Source organism: Bacteroides sp. Marseille-P8574 (assembly GCF_902825465.1).
Taxonomy (GTDB): domain Bacteria; phylum Bacteroidota; class Bacteroidia; order Bacteroidales; family Bacteroidaceae; genus Bacteroides; species Bacteroides uniformis.
Genome location: NZ_CADEBE010000002.1, coordinates 1,018,422 through 1,041,244 on the forward strand (window position 1 = coordinate 1,018,422; position 22,823 = coordinate 1,041,244).

Sequence of the window (22,823 nt, forward strand, 5' to 3'; positions counted from 1 at the left end):
TATTATTATTTTCCTAACATGTTCATTTTAGCGCACGAAGATACAAAAAATGCTAATACGCATCCATTTATTCTTTAAAAAATTACGCCTAAATGAAATTATTCAATGACTTTCAGTCTTACCAACTCAATTTTAGTAGCTGTCACCTTGATTATTTTAAACTGATAATTATCCACTTCAATCACTTCATGCAGCTTCGGGAAACTTTGATAACGGTTCAGAATCAGACCGCCCACTGTCAGATAATCGTCCGATTCCGGCAGGTCGAGCCCGAAAGTCTCATTTACCTTTTCTATTTCCAGACGGGCCGAAAGCACATATTCACGTTCACCCAGCTGCTTACATACATAGGACGTATTATCATGCTCATCCTCAATATCGCCGAAAATTTCTTCCACCAAATCCTCCAAAGAAACGATGCCTGCCGTACCACCAAATTCGTCCACCACTACAGCAATCGTTTTTTTCTGCTGCATGAACAGTTTCATCAGTTTGTGAGCCGACATCGTTTCGGGTACAATAGGCACTTCCTTCACGTTATTCTTCCAGTCTACCGGATTCCTGAACATTTCCGACGAGTGAATATATCCCACCACATTATCTATATTTCCATCATATACTATGATTTTAGAAATACCCGACTCCACAAAAAGACATTTCAATTCTTCCAATGTGGTGGTCAGATCTACAGCTACCACCTCTGTACGCGGTACAATACAGTCGCGTATCTTTATATTCGAAAAATCAAGCGCATTTTGGAATATCTTTACCTCTGCATCCAGTTCTTCTTCACTTTCCGCATTCTCTATGCTCGACTGGATGAAGTAATCCAAATCCACTTTGCCAAAAGCCTTGGCCGACGCTTCCTTGTTTACTTTCATCCCAAATATCCGAAGGAACAGATACGACAATCCCGATGCAAATTTTGAAACAGGAAACAGAATGACATAACATATAAATAAAGGAATGGCACACACCCTCAGCATCAGATTGGGATTGATTTTAAACAAAGTCTTCGGCAAGAACTCACCGGTTACCAAAATAATAAGAGTGGAAATTATAGTCTGCACCAACACCATTACAAAATGGTTGGAAATAATTCCGGCAAGAAGATTCACCTCTATGATTTGTGCCATCAAGATACCATAAATGACAAGCGCGATATTATTACCAACCAGCATGGTCGAGATGAAGTTATTCGGGTTGCGAAGAAAATAGGAAATGATACCGGAAGTGACGCCTGACTTCCTTTCCATCTCAAAGCGCAGTTTATCTACGGAAACAAAGGCAATCTCCATTCCTGAAAAGAAAGCGGAGAAAACCATGGTTATCAATAAAAAAATAACGGTATCCATTTTATCAATTTATGGTATCAGTCTGCAAGCTATCTGCTGCGGCAGCCTCTTCGTCAACATAGAAGATGCCCTCCGGCTTGCGAATCGTGTAAACAGTCATTTGCTGATTGGATTCAAAGCCATGTCCCGTAATGATACGGTCAGGCTGTTCGATACGGATAAACTCATCCGAATAAATTCTTTGTGTCCGCTGGTCCCAATACAGCAACTCTGTATCAAACTGCTCACCTTTCAAATTCTGTATATGCACATTCCCCATCAGTTTCCATAACTCTTCCTTATTAAAGAAATAGGCTGTATCGGCCTTGATACTTGCCTCCACTTGGAAGATAGAGTCAAACTTTTCCAAATAGACCCCCTTTTCAAAAGCCCAGTATGGAGGATTCTTCCGGTCAAAGACCAGCCACTCTTCCGTATTGATGCGGTAACGTGTTACACCGGAATCAGACACTAGCGTAGTCACCCCGCGGGTGTCCATCACCGCCATAGAATCACGCTCGGTAATGGCATCGCCCAGCTCCTTCTTCTTCCCGGAACATGAAGAAAATAAAAGAAGCATAACCATTGCCCCAAAGACAATGGTTATGCTCGCATTTTTATGATAAACAACGTTGATGAGTTGTAGCAACATAGTTTTATCTGATAGTTGTAGATTCACCTATCCATCCGCCGATAGTGATACGGTCACCAGCTTTGTAACCCAACATAAAGAGGTCTTTAGCCTGGGGAGTGTGACGGGAATAAGTACTAATCAGCTCGTTAGCACGTTCTGTAACTGAAGGATCCACCGCTTTAGCTCTCTGCAACTTATCAATTACTACAAAGTAAGTACACTTATTCAGAGCTGGCTCGTCAGTCCAATTAGGATTGGAACCGTAAAGCTGTGCCAGCAAGATATAAGGATCACCATAGTTTTCCTTAAAGCTAATAGCCTTCTGGCAATATGCTCTTGCCTGAGAAAGTTTCTTAGCCTGCATCAAAGCAGCAGCAGTGGCATATGCCATTTCAGCTTTCTTGTCATTATCGGTTTCCTTAGCCAATGCTTCGTCAAAGTATTTCACGGCATTGTCATAGTCACCTTTTTTATAGTACATGTATGCTACACCTACAGCAGCATCGGCAGTCGGGTCAATTTGATACATGTATTCAGAAGCCTTGAAATAAACTTCACTTTCGTTACACTTCATCAATTTCAAAATATTCAATGCTTTCTTCAAGAAAGTAGAGTCTGTCTTATTTTCTTCTACTTTAGGGCCATAGATATTCTGCAAAGATTCACAATCAGCCACACCACTCTGGATGAACATAGCTACCAAATTATCCTTGATAGTTTGCAGGTTTGCCTTCTTTGCCTCTTTGGTCTCAGCTGCGATAGCATCATCCGCATACTTGGAAGCATCAATATAGTCTTGGAAGAACTGGTCAGTATGATTGTCATCTGCCTTTACCTTCTGCATAGAAACATCCAAGAAATAGTGTAAAACCGCACCTTTGGAGCCGCCCTTTTCTGCTTGGACAGATTCTTTCAGCCAATTGTAAGCTGTATTAAGGTCCGGAGTCGGAGCAAATTGAAGATAATCCACTGCTTTGGCACCCAAAGCATCAGCTACACTCGGCACCCCCTTCATTCCCTTGTTAACAAATTCAGGAATGTACTTCATTCTCAAGTCATACACATCCATCAGCTCATCAAAATACTTCTTATAATCAGCAGAATTTCTATCTTTAATCTGACTCAAGAAACCCACTAAAATCTTCTGAGCATCTGTAAATGTATAATACCGCAGTGTAGGGCAATCCTTCAATACAGCCATACAAGGAGCGTATGCATCCTTAAAGTTACCAGCTCTCACTGCTTCATGAGAGATACTACTGTTCGAATTACAATTTTCAGTCTGTGCGAAAGTACTGGTCGCTCCACCCGAAAGGAGCAAGACAGCCACAAGCGTCTTAATTTTCATTGTATTTAAATTTTAGTTGTTATATTTTTTGTCTATTCAATTTCCATTAATCCACTTTACGCTTGAAGAACCAGCGTTCGTTAAAGGTTACTCCGATACAAATACGCAATGTATTTTCGTTCAAGAACGCAGCTTGGGTTCCTTTGGTTCGCACGTATTGCGCAGAAAGGCTCAATACGGAACGGGTTCTCGGTATAGGTAATCCAAAACCGGCAGTAATGCCATATTCATCAGCGGCACGTACACCGTCTATCTTATAATAAGGCTTGGAGTAATAAGCTCCCAAACGATACTTCACATGAGACAAATAACTTCGTCCCATAGGATTCGGCAGATATTCTGCACCAACGGATACTCTTCCACGGTCGCAAAACGCCTCGTCATTATTCATATAGCTCACTTTACTCCAATTTTGAAACATCACATCCGCTCCCACCGTCAGACGATCGTCGTACACGTATGTCACACCTGCTCCAAATGTTGTTGGAATGCCGCAAGTAACAATAGTGTCCCTTGTTACCGAGGTAACTCCCGTATTACTATTGCCAGTCTGCGTAACTTCGTACGCATCGTTGCTCAAATCATGCCCCGGAGAAAATACGATTCCCAATGTTGCAACATGCTTTTTTCCAAACTGGTGGGTGTACTGTGCTCCAAAATCCAATTTATAGCTCTTTACAGCCACATTAGACTGTATTGTAATAGGAAATACACTAGAACTGGACGGAAAGGTTTCCGCAGCGGTTCTTGTTATATCTCCCCAAAGATACGAAAAATTCGCACCGACGGAAAGATTTTTAATTATTTTAAAGCCTGCACCTAAATAAAGCTGGTGCAGACCTCCTTCTCCCGAATAGCTTACCGTCGTAGATTTGTCTGGGAATTCCGTATCTTCCCGGTACTCTCCCATGCTGTATCCCACATTCGAATAAGGCAATAACCCCAAGCTTATGGCAGCCCATTTACTTGCACGAAATTGCATCGTGATGTAATCAAAACTGGAATTCTTGGCATTTTGTTTCAGAGTGCCGTTACTGAGGTTTGTATTCTGTAGAGAGACTGCTCCATCAAAGATAAAAGTCAGCGAATCTACCGCCGTATAGGATGCCGGATTAGCAAAGTTAGTCTGGTACTTGTCTCGTAAACCATAGGCAATACCACCCATCGCCCTGCTGTTACTTGAGCCTTGTTCAGACAACTGTCCATATCCATATCGTGTATAGGGAGAATTCGTATTATTTTGAGCGACTGCCGCTCCTGATAATATCGTAAGCAAGAGCACTAACAGTGTTTGTCTATAGCCTGTCATTATTATAGTTTAAAATTCTATTTAATCCTTTCAACACTAAAAATCTGTCTGCAAAGATGATACTTTTTAAGTTTGTATCAAAAGAAAAATCATCCCCGCCCGTTAAAAAAACCAAAAGTTCAGGATATTTATGCTTCATAGCCGTAACGTAACCTGAAATTTCATATTCAATACCCTTCAGTACTCCGGCACGGATAGCCGTATCGGTATCCTTCCCCATGGGCACCATCCGCCCCTCAAGAGTCACCATTGGAAGCCGTCCGGTAAACTGATGAAGCGCCTTGAAACGCATCTGCAGGCCGGGAGAGATATTCCCGCCATGATAGCGGGCAGCAGCATCGACAAACTCATAAGTGATACAAGTACCGGCATCAATCACCAGTATATCCCTGCCAGGAAATTGCTCATTGGCTCCTACCACCGCCGCCATACGATCATACCCCAGCGTCCGGGGAGTTTCATAGAGGTTTTCTACCGGAAGAGAAGTCTTTTCATTGAGCCACAGAATGGGAACAGCCATACCTTCCAGTTGCGACAACACCTCTCTGCTCAAATCAATGACAGTAGCCACTATCGCTTTTTCAATCGTATATGTACGGCACACTTCAGGCAATCGTTCCAACGTCAGATTGGAGTCATACACCACCTCTACGATACGTCCACCATCAAACACCGCCATCTTGGCAATTGTATTTCCTATATCAATAATGAGATTCACCGTATTGCATAAATTTAGCGGCGCAAAGATATAACATTAATATTGAAATTCAGCAGAAACTACCTCTTTATTAGAAGAGCAACCGCACAAGAATTCTTATTCATATCCGTACCAAACAAGCACAATGCCACTCCAATAATTTGTTGAGATTTATTAAAACCACAACGCCATACCACAACCACCTGATTATCAATATAGTTGAGATGCATTACATTCAGTATACGACCGATCCCTATTCAGTATACGATTGAATGGCATTCAGTATACGGCTAAACCAGGTTCAATATACCACTATTCTTTCACCTATATCATTTGTAAATAGAAAACACTTACCGCTCGTACTTGGCAGTTGATTCAAAACAGCCAATAATGCGAATCAAGAATTGTATCAAGTTCATAATTAAAAAAGATTCTTCGGACACAGATGACTGGGATAACACGAATAACCACTTTAGTTCCTCATCACAAATTGGGATAATATTAGTTTTTTCCGTAAGTTTGCAGCATGAAACGAAGCCTACTTATACATATATATATAGTAATCTTTTTCTTCTGTTTGCCTGCAGCGAATGCCCAGGTGACACAACAGCAAAAGAGTGCTGCAACAGACTCCGTGCGCGTCAGTCTACTGACTTGCGCTGCAGGAGGAGAGATTTATTCCCTATTCGGACACACTGCCATACGGTACGAGAACTATACGCGCGGCATTGACGCCGTCTTCAATTACGGCATGTTCAACTTCAACGCCCCTAACTTCATCTTCCGTTTTGCCTTGGGAGAAACGGATTATCAACTTGGAGTGACCGATTATGAGCATTTCGCCGCCGAATATAACTATCTGGGACGCGATGTCTGGCAACAGACGTTAAACCTAACAGAAGAAGAAAAAGAACGCCTGATAACACTATTGACAGAGAACTACCGCCCCGAAAACCGAGTATACCGCTACAATTTTTTCTACGACAATTGCGCCACCCGCCCGCGAGACCAGATAGAACGTGCCATCAACGGCACGCTGCAATACGCTGACAATATGACTGATAACAGTACGGGAATCTCTTTCAGGGATTTGCTGCATAAATACAGTGAAGGCCATTTGTGGTCACGTTTCGGCATGGACTTATGCATGGGCAGCAAAGCAGACGAACCCATCAACCGCCGGCTGGCAATGTTCGTCCCCTTCTACATGCAGGAGTATTTCAATAAAGCGCAGATTGTGGACAAAGAAGGACAAGCACGGCCACTGGTTGCCAAAGAAGAAAAAATCGTAGTAACGGGTAAAACACCAGCCGACTTCGTCAGCAGAGGCATCACACCGATGCAGTCGGCTTCGCTATTACTGATACTTGTAGCAGGCATCAGCATTTACGGCATACGAAGAGGAAAAACTCTCTGGGGCATGGACCTCATACTCTTCTTGGTTGCCGGAATGGCTGGATGTATACTGGCATTTTTAGCACTATTCTCACAGCATCCGGCAGTAAGTCCCAATTATATACTATTTGTATTCCATCCATTTCACCTTTTTTGCCTTCCATTCATGCTATCCAGGGTACGAAAAAGGGAAATAAGCCGCTATATGCTGGTTAACTTTGCAGTTTTAACACTTTTTATAGGGCTTTGGGCAATAATTCCGCAGAGAATTCCGCCAGCAATATTACCTTTGGCACTGTGTTTGCTGATACGTTCTGCAAGCAACCTCATTCTGACATACAAACGAAAGTAATGAAAAAAGGACTGATAACTTCCATACTCGCACTTACATTCAGTGGTTTGCAAGCCCAACCGCTGCCTGCCTCCCCAAAGCTGGTGGTAACATTGACCATTGACCAGTTGCGTACAGACTATATGGAAGCATTTTCGTCCTTATACGGAGAAAAGGGGTTTAAGCGCTTACTGCGTGAAGGTAAAGTCTTCCGTCAAGCAGAATTTCCTTTTTGCGGAACGGACCGAGCCTCGGCCATTGCCGCCATCTATACCGGGACAACACCGTCCATGAACGGCATCATTGCAGAGCAGTGGCTGGATGCAGGTACACTACGCCCCATAGACTGTGTAGAAGACCCCAACTTCATGGGCAACTATACCGACGAAAGCACTTCCCCCTCCCAATTACTGACCTCCACCATTGCCGACGAGCTAAAAATAGCTACCCGCAACAAAGGTCTGGTTTATGCCATTGCGCCTTTCCGCGATGCCGCCATATTGGGTGCCGGACACGCGGGGAACGGTGCCTTCTGGCTTAATAACAATACCGGAAAATGGTGCAGTACAACTTATTATAATGAATTTCCGTGGTGGCTGAGTCAATACAACGACCGGAAATCTCCCGACTACCGTATCAAGGATATGGTATGGACACCTGCACTTCCTTTTACCAACTATACATTTCTGCCCGAATGGCGTAACGAACCATTCAAATACAAGCTGGACGGTGAACGGGCAAACAAATTTCGCCGCCTGATTACCAGTCCTTTCATCAACGAGGAAGTCAACCTGCTGACCGAAGAGCTGCTGAACAAGAGCACTATCGGACAAGATGACGTACCCGACCTATTATCGCTGACTTACTACGCAGGAAATTACAACCACCGGAGTACGCAGGAATGTGCCATGGAAATGCAAGATACCTACGTACGGCTGGACCGTAGTATAGCTTCCTTATTAGAGCTCATAGAACGTAAAGTTGGGCTCCACAACGTACTTTTCTGCATCACCTCCACCGGCTATGCCGACCCGGAAGCTGCCGACCCGGGCGTATATCGGATACCGGGTGGTGAATTCTACCTGAACCGCTGTGCCGCCCTGCTGAACATGTACCTCATGGCATCCTATGGCGAGGGACAATATGTGGAAGCTTATTATGACCAACAAATCTATCTCAACCATAAACTTATTGAGAACAAGCAGCTGAGCCTGACTGAAATTCAAGAAAAATCTGCCGAATTTCTGGTTCAGTTCAGTGGCGTGAGCGAAGTATATTCAGCTCATCGCCTGCTTTTGGGCCCCTGGTCACCGCAAATAGAACGTATACGCAATGGTTTTCACCGCAAGCGCTCTGGCGATTTGCTCATTGAAATACTTCCGGGCTGGACTATCATGCAGGAAAATAGTATTGATAACCGTGTAGTACGTACGGCCGATATTCCTGCTCCCCTCATTTTATTGGGAGGAGGAATGAAGGCTGAAATCATCCGTATACCCATCAGTATCGACCGCATTGCCCCTACCCTGGCAAGTGTAATGCGCATCCGCGCCCCTAATGCAAGTACAGCATCTCCCCTCGACTTTTGATTCTAAAATAATCTGTGCAAATCTGGATAATCTGTATAGAAATCAGTAACTTTGCACGCTCAACTAACTCAGCAATAATAATAAAAACAAATATATAATGGGATTTAATGAATTTTTAAGCTCGATTTTCGGCAACAAATCCACACGCGACATGAAAGAGATACAACCGTGGGTGGAGAAAATCAAAGCCGCTTACCCGGAAGTAGCCAAACTCGACAACGACGCCCTACGCGCCAAGACAGAAGAACTGAAAGCCTACATCCACGATTCGGCAGCCGAACAACGCGCCAAAGTGGAAGAACTGAAAGCCAGCGTTGAAGATACCGAACTGGAAAAACGCGAAGACCTCTTCAACCAAATCGACAAAATCGAGAAAGAGATATTGGAGATTTATGAAAAAGCGCTGGACGAAGTATTACCCACCGCTTTCTCTATTGTAAAGGAAACAGCCAAACGATTCTCTGAAAATGAAGAAATAGTGGTTACAGCTACCGATTTTGACCGCCAACTGGCTGCCACTAAAGACTTTGTACGCATCGAAGGCGATAAAGCCATCTACCAGAACCATTGGATAGCAGGTGGCAACGATACTGTATGGAACATGGTACATTATGATGTACAGCTATTCGGCGGTGTGGTTCTACATAAAGGTAAGATTGCCGAAATGGCAACCGGTGAAGGTAAGACATTGGTAGCTACCCTACCGGTATTCCTCAATGCCCTGACTGGTAACGGCGTGCACGTGGTAACAGTGAACGACTATCTGGCAAAACGTGACTCCGAATGGATGGGTCCTCTTTACATGTTCCACGGTTTGAGTGTAGATTGCATCGACAAGCACCAGCCCAACTCTGATGCCCGTCGCAAAGCTTATCTGGCAGACATCACGTTCGGTACAAACAATGAATTCGGTTTCGACTACCTGCGTGACAACATGGCTATCAGCCCCAAAGACCTGGTACAACGCCAACATAATTATGCCATTGTCGATGAGGTGGACTCAGTATTGATTGATGATGCCCGTACTCCGCTGATTATCTCCGGACCGGTTCCCAAAGGCGATGACCAACTCTTCGAACAGCTCCGCCCACAAGTAGAACGTCTGGTAGAAGCTCAGAAAAAACTGGCTACCCAATACCTGGCCGATGCCAAGCGCCTGATTGCATCGAACGATAAGAAAGACCAGGAAGAAGGCTTCCTCGCTTTGTACCGCAGTCACAAGTGCCTGCCCAAGAACAAGGCACTCATCAAGTTCCTCAGCGAACAAGGCATCAAGGCCGGTATGCTGAAGACCGAAGAAATCTACATGGAGCAGAACAACAAGCGCATGCACGAGGTGACTGACCCGCTGTACTTCGTTATCGAAGAGAAAATGAACAGCGTGGATTTGACAGACAAGGGCGTAGACTTGATTAGTAGCAATGTAGAGGACCCCACTTTCTTCGTACTCCCCGATATCACAGCGCAACTCTCTGCCTTGGAAAACGAAACAGAGCTGACAGACGAACAGCGCCTTGAAAAGAAGGATGCCCTGATGACCAACTATGCCATCAAAAGCGAACGTGTGCATACCATCAACCAACTGTTGAAGGCATACACCATGTTCGAGAAAGATGACGAATATGTGGTAATCGACGGTCAGGTAAAGATTGTGGATGAGCAGACGGGACGTATCATGGAAGGACGTCGTTATTCTGACGGTTTGCACCAAGCCATCGAAGCCAAAGAAGGCGTGAAAGTAGAAGCTGCCACCCAGACTTTTGCCACCATTACATTACAGAACTATTTCCGTATGTACCACAAACTATCCGGTATGACCGGTACGGCAGAAACAGAAGCCGGCGAGTTGTGGGACATCTACAAACTGGATGTAGTGGTTATTCCGACCAACCGCCCCATTGCCCGTAACGACATGAACGACCGCGTTTACAAGACAAAACGTGAAAAATATAAAGCAGTCATCGAAGAGATAGAAAAAATGGTGGCAGCAGGACGCCCCGTACTGGTGGGTACCACTTCTGTTGAAATCTCTGAAATGTTGAGCAAAATGCTCACCATGCGTAAGATTGAACATAGTGTATTGAATGCCAAACTGCATCAGAAAGAAGCGGATATTGTGGCTACTGCCGGTTTGAAATGTGCTGTAACCATTGCTACCAATATGGCCGGTCGTGGTACCGACATCAAGCTGAGTCCGGAAGTGAAAGCTGCAGGCGGTCTTGCCATCATCGGTACAGAACGCCACGAATCACGCCGTGTGGACCGTCAGTTACGTGGTCGTGCAGGACGTCAAGGCGACCCGGGTTCTTCTGTATTCTTCGTATCTTTGGAAGATGACCTGATGCGTTTGTTCTCCAGTGACCGCATTGCCAGTGTAATGGACAAACTAGGTTTCAAAGAAGGTGAAATGATTGAACACGGCATGATTTCCAAGTCCATTGAACGTGCGCAAAAGAAAGTTGAGGAAAACAACTTCGGCATCCGTAAGCGTCTGTTGGAATATGACGACGTGATGAACAAGCAACGTACAGTAGTCTACACCAAACGCCGCCACGCTTTGATGGGCGAACGTATCGGTATGGATATCGTGAACATGATTTGGGACCGTTGTGCCAACGCCGTCGAAGCACCCGACTATGAAAACTGCAAGATGGATGTGCTCCAGACGCTTGCCATGGAAGTACCTTTCACCGAAGAGGAATTCCGTAATGAGAAGAAAGAAAAACTGGCAGACAGAACTTTTGACGCTGCCATGGAACTCTTCAAGCGCAAGACAGAACGTATGGCACAGATAGCCTATCCGGTCATCAAGCAAGTATACGAAATGCAGGGACACATGTACGAAAACATACTTATCCCCATCACAGACGGAAAACGTATGTACAACATCTCCTGCAACCTGAAGAAAGCTTACGAGACAGAATGTAAGGAGGTGGTGAAGTCATTCGAGAAATCCATCTTGCTGCATGTTATCGACGAAGCATGGAAAGAAAACCTGCGCGAGCTGGACGAGCTGAAACACTCCGTGCAGAATGCAAGTTACGAGCAGAAAGACCCGCTACTGATTTACAAGCTGGAATCTGTGAACTTGTTTGATGCAATGGTCAACAAAATCAATAACCAGACCATCTCTATCCTGATGCGTGGACAAATCCCGGTACAAGAGGCTCCGGCTGAAGCCCCTGAGGCTCCCCAGGCTCCCCGCCAAGTAGAGGTGCGCCAGGCTGCTCCGGAACAACGCCAGGATATGAGCAAGTATCGCGAACAGAAGGTTGATTTGAATGACCCGAACCAGCAGGCCGCTGCGGCACAAGATACACGTGAACAACCAAGACGCGAACCTATCCGTGCCGAGAAGACCGTAGGACGCAATGATCCTTGTCCTTGCGGAAGCGGTAAGAAATACAAAAACTGCCACGGAAGGAATGCATAAATCAAAGCTATAAAATGATAAAGCGATAGGGTGATAAGATGATACCGTCAGGTATCTTTTATCACCCTATCACTTTTTCTCCTACCACATTATCACATTTTTTATTCGTTCCAGCTTTTGAATATTCAGCTAAAAGAGTACTTTTGCTCCAAAGAACAAAACCAAAGACTATGACCAAATATCACTATTGTCTGTTATTGATGGGGTCTCTGCTGTTAGGCAGCTGCCAGAGTGTAGAACAACTGTCCATTGATTATATGCTTCCGGCAGAAGTCAGTTTCCCGGCAACACTGAAACGTGTGGCTGTTGTCAACAACATGCCAAACGTACCGGACAACAAACTCATCATCAGTGAGGAAGAACAGAAAAAAAGCGAGAATGAGGTGGCACGCCTCACCAACTACTACAATGGAGACGCCGCAATAACAACCGAATCTCTTGCAGAGGCCCTTGCCAACGAAAACTACTTTGAAGAGGTTGTGATATGCGACTCTGCCCTCCGGAGTAAAGACATCAATCCCCGCGAAAGCACATTATCGAGGGATGAAGTACTGGAACTTACACAGAATTTGGACGTAGATTTCCTGATAGCCCTGGAAAACATACAAATGCGTTCCAATCGCAAGATAAGTTATATGCCCGACTGGGGTGCGTTCCTCGGCACAGTGGACGTAAAGGTATATCCTACCGTCAGAATATATTTGCCTAACCGCAAAGGTCCTATGGTAACCGTCAACAGCAATGACAGTATTTTCTGGGAAGAGGCAGGAAATGGTGAAGCGTCAGTACGTTCCCGCCTCATCAGCGAAGAAGACATGGTGAAGCAAGCATCTGAATTTGCAGGAACGGTTCCGGTAAGACATCTACTCCCCTATTGGAAAACTGGTAACCGCTATCTCTTCAGTGGTGGTTCTGTAAATATGCGTGACGCAGCCGTATATGCCAAAGAAGAAAATTGGAGTAAAGCAGTAGAGCTCTGGAAGCAGACCTACGAAACAAAAAAAGGAAAACAGAAAATGTATGCAGCCTATAACACCGCTTTGGGCTACGAAATGCAAGACAGCATAGATACTGCCTTGGAATGGGCATTAAAAGCGCAAACCCTTGCCCGTGAGAAAAGCAAGACAGACAAAAAAGAGACAGGCGAAATACATGATGGAACCATCTCCTATTACATCTTTATCAGCATGTATGTAGACGAATTGGAGAAACGAAAAGAGGGAATGGCACGCCTGAACATGCAAATGAACAGATTTGATGATGATTTTTAGTCAAATGATGCAGAGATAACCGTTTTTTTTATACCTTTGAACAACCATTAAGAAAAGAAAGTTATTATGAAGCTCAGTCAATCGTCATTAGCACTCTTGGAGGACACTCTTAAAAAAGCAATCGGCAAATACACCTGCGGTTGCGAACAGACTATCGTTACAGACATTCATCTGCAACCGAATCAGAATTCGGGCGAACTGTCTATCTTTGATGATGAAGATGAAGAGCTTGCCAATACTTCCATTGAAGAATGGATGACATACGAGGGAGATGATTTCTACGAAAATGTAGAGCGTATCTTGTCCTCACTGCTCTGCAGCATGAAAAATGAAGGAAAGTTCGACAAGCTAACAATTCTGAAACCATTCTCTTTTGTACTGGTGGATGACGATAGAGAAACAATAGCAGAACTGCTGCTGATGGATGATGATACTCTATTGGTCAATGAGGAGCTACTGAAAGGATTGGATGAGGAACTGGATTCTTTTCTGAAAGAGCTGCTGGAAAAATAATATTCCAAGTAATCAGCCTATAAGGAAAAGAGACCTTCTTATAATAAATTAGCCCCTGCGATATAAAACAACCGCAGGGGCTAATTCTTTTTTTACCTACACCAATACCTAACGTATCTTAATCCCATAGAAAGAACTTGAGGTGGTAACAAAAAGCATATCCTTCTGCCTCCCACCAATTGCCAAGGAAATCGGGCGTTCTTCTATCTGAATACGTCTCTGCTCTTTACCATATTTGTCATAGACAAATATTTCACCATCAGCAACATAAACATTTCCGTCAGCATCGGTCACATTACTGTATTGGCCATAAGGACATATTATTCCTTGTTCTGTCAAACGGCCATCCACACCAACGGAAAGTTGTACTGTCGTTTTATTCATCTCATTTACAATATAAACCGGTTCTGACTGACCGGGCACTGTAACAGTCAAAGCACAAGAACGTCCCAAATCATAGGTATCCGGAATAATTGTCACGCCATCCGGAGCGACAAAACTATACTCAGGCATAATGGCAACCACCTTGTCAAAGTCACCTCTCCAGCGACTGGAAGGGTGAATGACCTTCTGTATATTCTTCATACCGGCTGTAACAACACGTGGCATAGGCTTCATCGTAGCATCCACGCTATCCGGATTAAAAGAATACCCCCAAGCACTCCAGCCACTGTTACCCCAACCACTGTACATCGGATTATCATCCGGCAAGCGCACTACCGTTTCCTGCTTGCCGTTCACCAGATAACCCGGCTGAGGGTCATAGCGGAAAATAACCAGCAGATTGTCTTGCGTATCAGTGGCCAATGTAAAAGGCTTCCAGGGATAATCAGCTATCAAAGTAATCTGCTCCGTGTCTGCCGACCATCTATAGATTTTCTTCAGACGGTTTTCACAGAAGTAGATATTTCCTTTACTGTCGGTAGTAGCTCCGGAGGCCAGTTCAAAACCGGTAGCCAGCTTCACAGGCTTGTCCATGACCGTGCAGGAAGGGCGAAGGCTCTTCTCGCTACCCGAAACAGTGAGACGGGCAAAGTCCCACGAATAAACGGGCAACTTCTTATTCATATCATATATAGGAAACTCTATGACTGGCAATATCTGCGTATAATTGTGCATATTACGGAAAGTGATATTCTTGCAATCCCATATGCGGAAACCTATCCTCTTTGGCATAAAGGCACGGATAACGCGATACATCCACACATTTACCATTTCGATATTTTGACAATTGGACATTTCTGCCATATAACAATCAGGCCCTTCACGACCTTCTTCCTCAAACTGGAAAGCATAAATTTTCCAGTTGGCCACATTATGGAAACGGGCTTCAGTACGGACATGATGCTCCAAAGACATGGCATAAATACGTCCCGGAGTCTTCGTTTCGCTAATATAAAGCCCACTGGCAGCATACGTACTGGCTGTCCAAACATCCTTGATTGTCCCGCCGCCATTGTTTGTAATCCACAAACTCCAATACTGGTTGTCCCAAGCCATATCCTTACCGGTCTCCATGACCGGAGAAGACGGGGAACTAATTCGACGCTCGCCCCTGCGGTAAGACGACTGTCCGGAAGCATTCGGAGCCGGTTTGCGCAAGGTGCCGTGCCCGCCTACAAACTTCACATCATTCAAGTACGAACACTCACCCGCCATCCATTTACAGCCGACAGCACGGTAATTATACGCACCAGTATTAATACCTATACCATTCAGTACGTCGTCGCCGCCTTCGGAAGATTCAACCAAAGGCACAGGCACGCCGAAACCACTGAATGCAGGCTCGCTTTCCTTCAACAGAAATTGAGTCCCAAAAGGATGCAGCCCAATCAGCTTAGTACCGGGAGACAGCTTCAACGTTCTCGTCAGACGATACCACCCCTGGGGCACATAGATGTTTTTATGCAAAGAGACAGCTTTTTCAAAAACTTCCGTATCATCAGTCTCGCCATCACCTTTTGCCCCTAAGTCGCGGATATTGACCCATGTCTCCATTGCCGGAAGAACCGGAAGGTCCTTGCCAAGTGGAACCGGCAGTTTTGCCACCGGCTCTATTTCACATATTTCCCTGAAAGAAGAAGCATCATTCAAATCCTGATACACCAGACCGTAAGTAAACTCCTTGACTCTGTACATTTTTGCTTTTCCGGCAACTTTCTTTCCACTTTGAGCATAGTCCACCAGTACGGGAACATTCCTGCAATCCACATTCACCAGATTCAATTGCGAAAAAGTATTTCCCTCTACGCTTACCCTGACACCGGCTTCCGAAATATTCTCCCACAACGAATTCTCCACATGAAGGCGGTCTGCCAGATTCTCTGCCATTTCAAAGGCAACGGGCGTATTCTTCACATGCATATTGACGATGGCAAACCCCACCTCTTTTGAATAGACAGCCGCTTTTCTCTGCCCCTCAAAGTAAGTATCGACCATCATCATAGGCCATCCCGGAGAAGTCCTGGAAGAAATTATCCCATATTCACCGCCATAGAACCTGACGTCTTCCAGTTCATTGCCCACATCATACATGCCGGCTTTTCCCGAACCAATCCGAATGTCGCAATGATTGATAAATCCATGCTGGGCAAAATGCGCACGAATGGCGACGGCTTGAGGATTACCTTTGTCTATACGGAAATCCACATTGGACACCGCACTATAGAAAGTACCTGCACCGGCATCCGAAGGCTTCCTGCCCTCTTGTGCCAGCCCTCCCGTAAACCATATCATATAATTTTGAGTAGTCTGGAAACCGGGTGTATCGGCTCCCAAATAAATCACCGGCCGTTTCTTCCCATAACCAATCAGCCGAATGGATGAGGGAATTTGAATCGTCTTGCTAATGCGATAATTTCCTTCCGGCAGAAACAGTATCCCAAAATTCTTTTCGCGCTTCACCTGATTGATTGCCTCTTGAAGCGCATCGGTCACGTCGGACTTTCCATCAGCCTTGAAGCCGTAATTCTCCGGGGTAAAGTAGAATGCTTCCGGATCGTCCGGTCTTTGCGTATAGGCGGAACCACCCCCTACCGCCCACCCGGACGACATATTACAGATAATCCAACAGACTATCAGCAGGTATCTCATTATTTGATAATTTCTCATTACACAGATTGTTTTAATATGGATTTTCCTTATTTAATACGTACACCAAAGAACTTGGAACGGCCTGTGACAAACAATGTATTGCCATCCTTACCGCCAAACTGTAATGTGGACGGACGTTCGGGAACACGAATCATCCCTTTCTTCTTGCCATCCTTATCAAATACATATATTTCTCCGTCAGCCACATACAAGTTCCCTTCCTTATCTACAGCAGAACCAAATTCGCCCTGCTCCACAAAATAGCTCAAGTTGGAGAGCGTGCCGTCATTGGCCACATCCATCTTCACCATTCTGCGGTCATATTCATCAGATGTATAGAAAGGCTTTCCCGGATAGGCTTCCAGCAGGGAAGAACTACGTGACAAGTCGAAATAATGAGGAATGATAGTTTTTCCATCCGGTGCCAGGAAGCACATTTCAGGAACATAGACCGACACCGCATTGAAATCGTGGAAGTCTCTCCAACGGTTAGAAGGATAAAGAGCCTTATACACGTTCTTCACTTGACCCATCGGAACACGCGGCAACAGTTTGATGGTCTCTTCCGGATTTTCCGGGTCAATGGAGTAGACTCTCATTGTATATGCGGAATTACCATATCCGCTGAAAGAAGTACCTTTTGTATCAGGCATTACCGGCATTTCCTCCGGCTTACCATTAATCAGATATCCCGGCTGCGCATCATATCTGAACAATACCAATAGATTATCTTCTGAATCAAAAGCCAGGTTGGAGGGTTTCCACGGGAAATCTGCCAGCAGCGACAAGCTGTTTGTCTCTACCGACCACTTAAAGATACGACGCATCCGATGGTCGCAGAAGTAAATGTTACCTTTACTGTCGCGCGCAATGCCTTCGGCAAATTCCAAATCGGAAGCCAATTGGTTCACCTTACCTATTTCATTGCCTAACGGTTGCTGATGAGGTTCTTTTCCGGTTACAATCAAGCGAGAAAGTTCCCACGGGCGGATGTCAATGTCTTTGTTGACATCGAACACTGCAATGTTATTCGTATATTTAATCTGAGAATAGTTATGCAGGTTCAGAAATGCGATGTTCTCGCAATTGCGGATACGTACAGAACTGTGATACGGTTCATTGACACGGATAACGCGGAACATATACAAGTTTGCAAAGGTCACATCTTTGCAGTCGTCCATCTCTATCGGTTGGCAATCGGTACTTTCGCGGCTCTCTTCCTCGGTTTGCATGCAATACACCTTCCAGTTGGACACCTTGTTGAAACGTACTTCATTTCTTACATGATGCTCGATGGACATGGCATAGATACGCCCCGGAGTAGAAGTATTGTTGGCATAGAAACCATTGGTGGCATATGTGCTTGCTGTCCAGATGTCTTTAAAGGTGCCACCACCGTTGTTGGTCACCCACAGACTCCAATACTGGTTGTCCCAAGCAAGGTCCATGCCCGAAGCCGCTACCGGATTATCGGGAGAACTGATACGAGCCGGTCTGTTCCACCGGCCACGTGGTTCCTCAACACCCGGTTTAGGTTTCCATAAACCGCCATGCCCGCCTACAAACTTCACGTCATTCATATAAGAATCTGCATTTGCCATCCACTTCACACCTACAGCACGATAGTTATAACCGCCGGTATTGATACCAATGCCCACCAGCATATTTGCACCGCCTTCCGAAGATTCCACCATCGCTTTCGGACCGCCAAAACCACTGAATGCAGCAGTACTTTCGTCTAGCCGGAACTGAGTGCCAAAAGGATGCAGGCCTATCAACTTGGTATCGGGCTTCATCTTCAAAGTTTCGGTAATGCGATACCAGCCCTGGGGCACATAGATATTATCGTACTTGTCAATAGCCTCCTGGATGGCCTTCGTATCATCCGTTTCCCCATCTCCCTTTGCACCGAATTCGCGCAGATTTACCCATGTTGCCATTGCAGGCAGTGCAGGGATGTCCATCAGTTGGGCAACCGGCATCTTCTGTATCGGTTCAATATCAACCAACGTTTCATATTCCGGCATATCCACCATGTTATCCATCTGCAAGCCGTGGTCGTATGACTTTACCTTATAGATTTTATGAGCAACATGGGTGGCCGTATTGCTACGGGTATATTTCGCCAAGGTCGGTACATTCTTACAATATACATTGCGGAAGGTTATCTGATTGTTGCTGTTGTTCTCGTTGGTAATCACCACTGCCGGACCACTTACATTTTCAAAATAGCTGTTTTCCAAAAATAACTTGTCGCAATAATTAGGGTCAATATCAAATACAGCCGGAACATTCTTGGCATACAGATTCACCATTGCCAAACCGGACTCCTGACAACGAAGAGCAGCTACACGTTGTCCCTCAAAATAAGAGTCGACCATCATTACCGGCCATCCGGGAGAAGCTTTTGTCGTATAAATGCCATAATCTCCCCCGTAAAAAGCAACGTTTTCCAACTCATTGCCCACATCGAACAGACCAGCCTTGCCTTTACCTATGTATACGGCCACATAACTGATAAAACTGTGTTGGGCAAAGTGTGTGCGTAGCGCCACTGCATGCGGATTGCCATCTTCTATACGCAAGTTGATATTCGACATGGCACTGTAGAACGTACTGGCACCGGCATCACGGGGTTTCTCACCTTCCTTGACAACGGCTCCCGTAAACCAGAACATGTATTTAGCTTTTCCTTTATCATCAGCTACTTCCTCCTGAAAACCCGGAGAATTCTTAGCCAGAATAAATTCCGGGCGATTCTTTCCATAGCCAATCAAACGAATAGCCGTAGGAATATAAATGGTCTTGCTGATTTTATATTTACCTTCAGGGATAAAAAGGATTCCGAAATTCTTTTCTTTCTTCACTTGATTAATCGCTGCCTGCAAAGCATCCGATACATCCATCTTTCCATCCGCCTTTATAGGATAGTTCTCGGGAGTGAAATAAAAAGCTTCGGAGTCATTGGGTTTTAGAGGATAAATCGAATTCAATTGTACAGCATACAACTGAGTACATATCATCCCCAGCAAAATTAAAATAATCGTGTTCAATTTCTTCATGGTCTTATTTTTAATGTATGGATAAAAAAAGACGTTCTGCCGTCAAGCAGAACGTCTCCCTCTGCTATAAATTACAATTTTATAACTACTACCGGCGCATAATTATGCCGTACAGTGCCCACACCCGAAACATCAGCCAGAGCGCCAATACGGAAATAATAATTCTTGCTGTATTTCAAGACATCAGCATTTTGTCCCAGATCGATGGACAATGTATAAATATCAGCGCTATTTATAGCAGTACTCGGACTAAACACTTGCTTATCAGTCCCTCCATTCAACGTCAATTTCACATTGTTACCTACCCACATATCTGAAAAAGCAAACAACTGAATCTCTTTCAATTTCACTTCTTGTTTACCAGCTTCCAACGAGAATGTAGCAGTAATTACATTGCCATTCTTTTCTACTTTTGGACTTTTGACGCGAATATAAGGAATAACCTTGAAATCATACACATTATCCCCCGGTTTAACAACAAAATCCTTCACTTCAAATGGATAAAAATTCCCATTTTCAAAACGAACATCATAAGTGGCAGCAAAAACCATATTGTTACGATATTCTCCAGTATTTGTGATGTACCAGGTTTGATCCGTAGCATTAGTAAATCCATGCTCCCTCACTTTAATTGCATTACCGTTTTCCATATCAGAACCTACAAGTTCACCAGTCTGTTCGTCAAGGATAGAACCATGTATGGAAGCATCCGGTCCCTCATAATTATCAATTTCACAAGATGTCAATGCGAATAAGAAGCATGACACAAATAACAATATCTTTTTCATAACTTTCTACTTAATATTATTCAAATTAATGACCAGGATTCTGAACTAAACCATTCGTGGCAATATTAGGTATGCCCCTATAGTAATTGATGTTCTGGAAAGTACGCCCTCCTCTTGTTTCGTCACCAAAGTAGTTCACCCTTGCAAAGACATATTTAGGCTCTGCACCACGCAAGTCAAGCATCGGCACCAAAGCTTTACGAATTCTATTATTGCTGAACTCAGTATGGAATTCCCTACGACGATTCATATCCCAAAAACGCTTTCCTTCAAACGCCATCTCCACACGACGTTCCTTCAAAACACTCTCTAATGTCAAAGATATCCGGTCGGTGTGTCCGGCTCTACGTCGCAAAGCATTCAAACAGTTCTCAGCCAATTCCTTATCGCCAAATCCACTACCATTTTCCACAACAGCCTCAGCATAATTCAGGTAGACTTCTGCCAAACGCATATCAATATAAGAGGTAGTGGACGAAAGACGGTCGGGAGACATGCTCTCGCCCTCGGGCATATACTTACGGACTCCAAAACCTGTAGCAGTCCAATTAGCATCCTCACCACTGTTCACATTATTAAATCCGGAGAACATGGTTTCACCTTCGGCTCCTAAAGCATAATATGTTGTTCCATTTTTCTGAGTAGACTCGTTTGAATAAGCCACATAGCTATTATTGTCCTTGATAAATCCGCCCTGGATAATAATCTCAGTACCGGCATAAGATGAACCCGGCACAACCACACTTGCCAACAGACGTGCATCCTTGTTGGCAAACGGTTCATACAAATCGTTGTATTTAACAAAAGGTACCGACATCAAGGTGTTCACTACAGAAGCATTATTCATATTATGGAAATTAGCGATATAAGCATCTTCATTCCCATCCGTACGAGTTACAATCTTTGCACTTTTTCCCGTACCGTCATCCGTATAATCTTCAAACAAATCAACGATTTCCAACATCGGATTGAAACGTCCATATTTCAGAGCGCCCGGATTGACTTGAGGAAGGATATTAAACTGAGCATAGCTATGTCCCTGATTAGTATTGGTTGTTCCATTAAGATACGCTTTACTGAAAATGACCTCTTCATTCTGGTCATTCAGGAACAAGGCCTGGAAGTTTGATGCAGCCTCCTTAACAGTAGCCGGAGTAGGCTTATAAAGAGATTTACCGGAATTCTCTATAAGGAACTTAGATGCTTCAATACATTCTTTATAGAATGCATCGGCATCGGCAGAAGTCATTCCACCCACCAGTTTCTGAGTGACAGCCTCACCAGCCAAAGGTGCCAGATTCCAATACTTGGCTACAGAAGCTGCATGAAGTGCAACTCTTGACTTCAACGCATAAGCTGCCCACTTGGTTACGCGATACAAATCCGAACCAGAAGTCGCATCGGGCAAGGTAGCAGCAGCAAGGGTACACTCATTCAATACAAATTTCCAAGTATCCAACTCTGTACTGCGGGGAACTGCTACAGCACCCGGTCCACCATCGGCATAATCATCGTCCTGCACTTTGTCAATCAGAGGAACGCCGCCATATCTTTTTACAAGCCCATAATACATATAAGCACGTGCAAAATGGGCTTCACCAGTCATACGATCCGCATCTGCAACAGAAATTGTTCCAGCTTCTTTGGCTTTTTCTACATTTTGCATAAAAATATTCACTTGACGAATATCTCCATAGGGCCAATAATTGAATCCTTCATAACCTATACCCACTCCTCCGTCACTACGGGTAGCTTCGTCGGTGAGAAATGCTAAATTAGTAGTTTCATTCACACCATCATAACCGCGTTGATTAAAACCATTGTTCGGACGATAATTAAAATCTTCCATAGGAATCATGGTATATATGTTTGCCAATAGTGCCTTTACACCACCTTCTGTCTCCAATAACTGCTCGGGGGACACTTTATCCAGCGGTTCAAGTTCCAAGAAGGCATTACAACCGGACAATCCCATCAATGCACATAATGAGAATATCGATAAAATATTTTTTTTCATGGTATTTCA

General features: G+C 44.5%; 14 protein-coding genes. 5 read left to right on the plus strand and 9 right to left on the minus strand.

Going from position 1 to position 22,823, the window contains the following annotated elements; genetic code table 11:
• Nucleotides 1-98: 98 nt before the first annotated feature.
• From HUX74_RS17000 to HUX74_RS17020, 5 genes are read right to left on the minus strand one after another with little or no spacing between them, the layout of a single operon-like run.
• The gene (locus HUX74_RS17000; protein ID WP_174647071.1) at nt 99-1,355 is read right to left on the minus strand and encodes a hemolysin family protein; all 1,257 of its coding nucleotides are present in this window, start codon (nt 1,353-1,355) and stop codon (nt 99-101) included.
• A 4-nt stretch (nt 1,356-1,359) separates the two neighbouring features.
• Nucleotides 1,360-1,986, minus strand: coding sequence for an LPS export ABC transporter periplasmic protein LptC (gene lptC, locus HUX74_RS17005; protein WP_117600437.1), 627 nt, complete (start codon nt 1,984-1,986; stop codon nt 1,360-1,362).
• A 4-nt stretch (nt 1,987-1,990) separates the two neighbouring features.
• Complete coding sequence (locus tag HUX74_RS17010) at nt 1,991-3,316, minus strand: M48 family metallopeptidase (protein ID WP_117600438.1); 1,326 nt, start codon at nt 3,314-3,316, stop codon at nt 1,991-1,993.
• A gap of 46 nt (nt 3,317-3,362) precedes the next feature.
• Complete coding sequence (locus HUX74_RS17015; RefSeq protein ID WP_117600439.1) at nt 3,363-4,625, minus strand: hypothetical protein; 1,263 nt, start codon at nt 4,623-4,625, stop codon at nt 3,363-3,365.
• Nucleotides 4,612-5,343: a type III pantothenate kinase gene (locus tag HUX74_RS17020; protein ID WP_117600440.1), complete on the minus strand. Its 732-nt coding sequence runs from the start codon at nt 5,341-5,343 to the stop codon at nt 4,612-4,614. Before HUX74_RS17020 ends, HUX74_RS17015 begins: the two co-directional genes overlap by 14 nt.
• Nucleotides 5,344-5,848: 505 nt before the next feature.
• Here HUX74_RS17020 and HUX74_RS17025 point away from each other — a divergent pair.
• From HUX74_RS17025 to HUX74_RS17045, 5 genes are all read left to right on the plus strand, one after another.
• The gene (locus HUX74_RS17025; protein WP_131225372.1) at nt 5,849-7,069 is read left to right on the plus strand and encodes a DUF4105 domain-containing protein; all 1,221 of its coding nucleotides are present in this window, start codon (nt 5,849-5,851) and stop codon (nt 7,067-7,069) included.
• The gene (locus HUX74_RS17030) at nt 7,069-8,637 is read left to right on the plus strand and encodes an alkaline phosphatase family protein (protein ID WP_117964192.1); all 1,569 of its coding nucleotides are present in this window, start codon (nt 7,069-7,071) and stop codon (nt 8,635-8,637) included. Before HUX74_RS17025 ends, HUX74_RS17030 begins: the two co-directional genes overlap by 1 nt.
• A gap of 97 nt (nt 8,638-8,734) precedes the next feature.
• Nucleotides 8,735-12,070 carry a preprotein translocase subunit SecA gene (secA, locus tag HUX74_RS17035; protein WP_117964191.1) on the plus strand — a complete coding sequence of 1,112 codons (3,336 nt, stop codon included), beginning with the start codon at nt 8,735-8,737 and terminating at the stop codon, nt 12,068-12,070.
• 170 nt (nt 12,071-12,240) lie between these two features.
• Nucleotides 12,241-13,341, plus strand: a complete 1,101-nt coding sequence (locus HUX74_RS17040; RefSeq protein WP_044467707.1) for a DUF6340 family protein — start codon at nt 12,241-12,243, stop codon at nt 13,339-13,341.
• A 66-nt stretch (nt 13,342-13,407) separates the two neighbouring features.
• Nucleotides 13,408-13,854 carry a hypothetical protein gene (locus HUX74_RS17045; RefSeq protein ID WP_174647072.1) on the plus strand — a complete coding sequence of 149 codons (447 nt, stop codon included), beginning with the start codon at nt 13,408-13,410 and terminating at the stop codon, nt 13,852-13,854.
• 108 nt (nt 13,855-13,962) lie between these two features.
• Here the strand turns inward: HUX74_RS17045 and HUX74_RS17050 are convergent, their stop codons facing one another.
• The 4 genes from HUX74_RS17050 to HUX74_RS17065 all read right to left on the minus strand — a co-directional run bounded on the left by HUX74_RS17050 (nt 13,963) and on the right by HUX74_RS17065 (nt 22,814).
• Nucleotides 13,963-16,965 carry a glycoside hydrolase family 55 protein gene (locus HUX74_RS17050; protein ID WP_174647073.1) on the minus strand — a complete coding sequence of 1,001 codons (3,003 nt, stop codon included), beginning with the start codon at nt 16,963-16,965 and terminating at the stop codon, nt 13,963-13,965.
• Nucleotides 16,966-16,994: 29 nt separating this feature from the next.
• Nucleotides 16,995-20,009 (minus strand): glycosyl hydrolase family 28-related protein, encoded by a 3,015-nt coding sequence (locus HUX74_RS17055; protein WP_174647074.1) that lies wholly within the window; start codon nt 20,007-20,009, stop codon nt 16,995-16,997.
• 71 nt (nt 20,010-20,080) lie between these two features.
• Nucleotides 20,081-20,797: a DUF3823 domain-containing protein gene (locus HUX74_RS17060; RefSeq protein WP_117964186.1), complete on the minus strand. Its 717-nt coding sequence runs from the start codon at nt 20,795-20,797 to the stop codon at nt 20,081-20,083.
• Between the two features lie 25 nt (nt 20,798-20,822).
• Nucleotides 20,823-22,814, minus strand: a complete 1,992-nt coding sequence (locus tag HUX74_RS17065) for a RagB/SusD family nutrient uptake outer membrane protein (protein ID WP_174647075.1) — start codon at nt 22,812-22,814, stop codon at nt 20,823-20,825.
• Between the last annotated feature and the right edge of the window lie 9 nt (nt 22,815-22,823).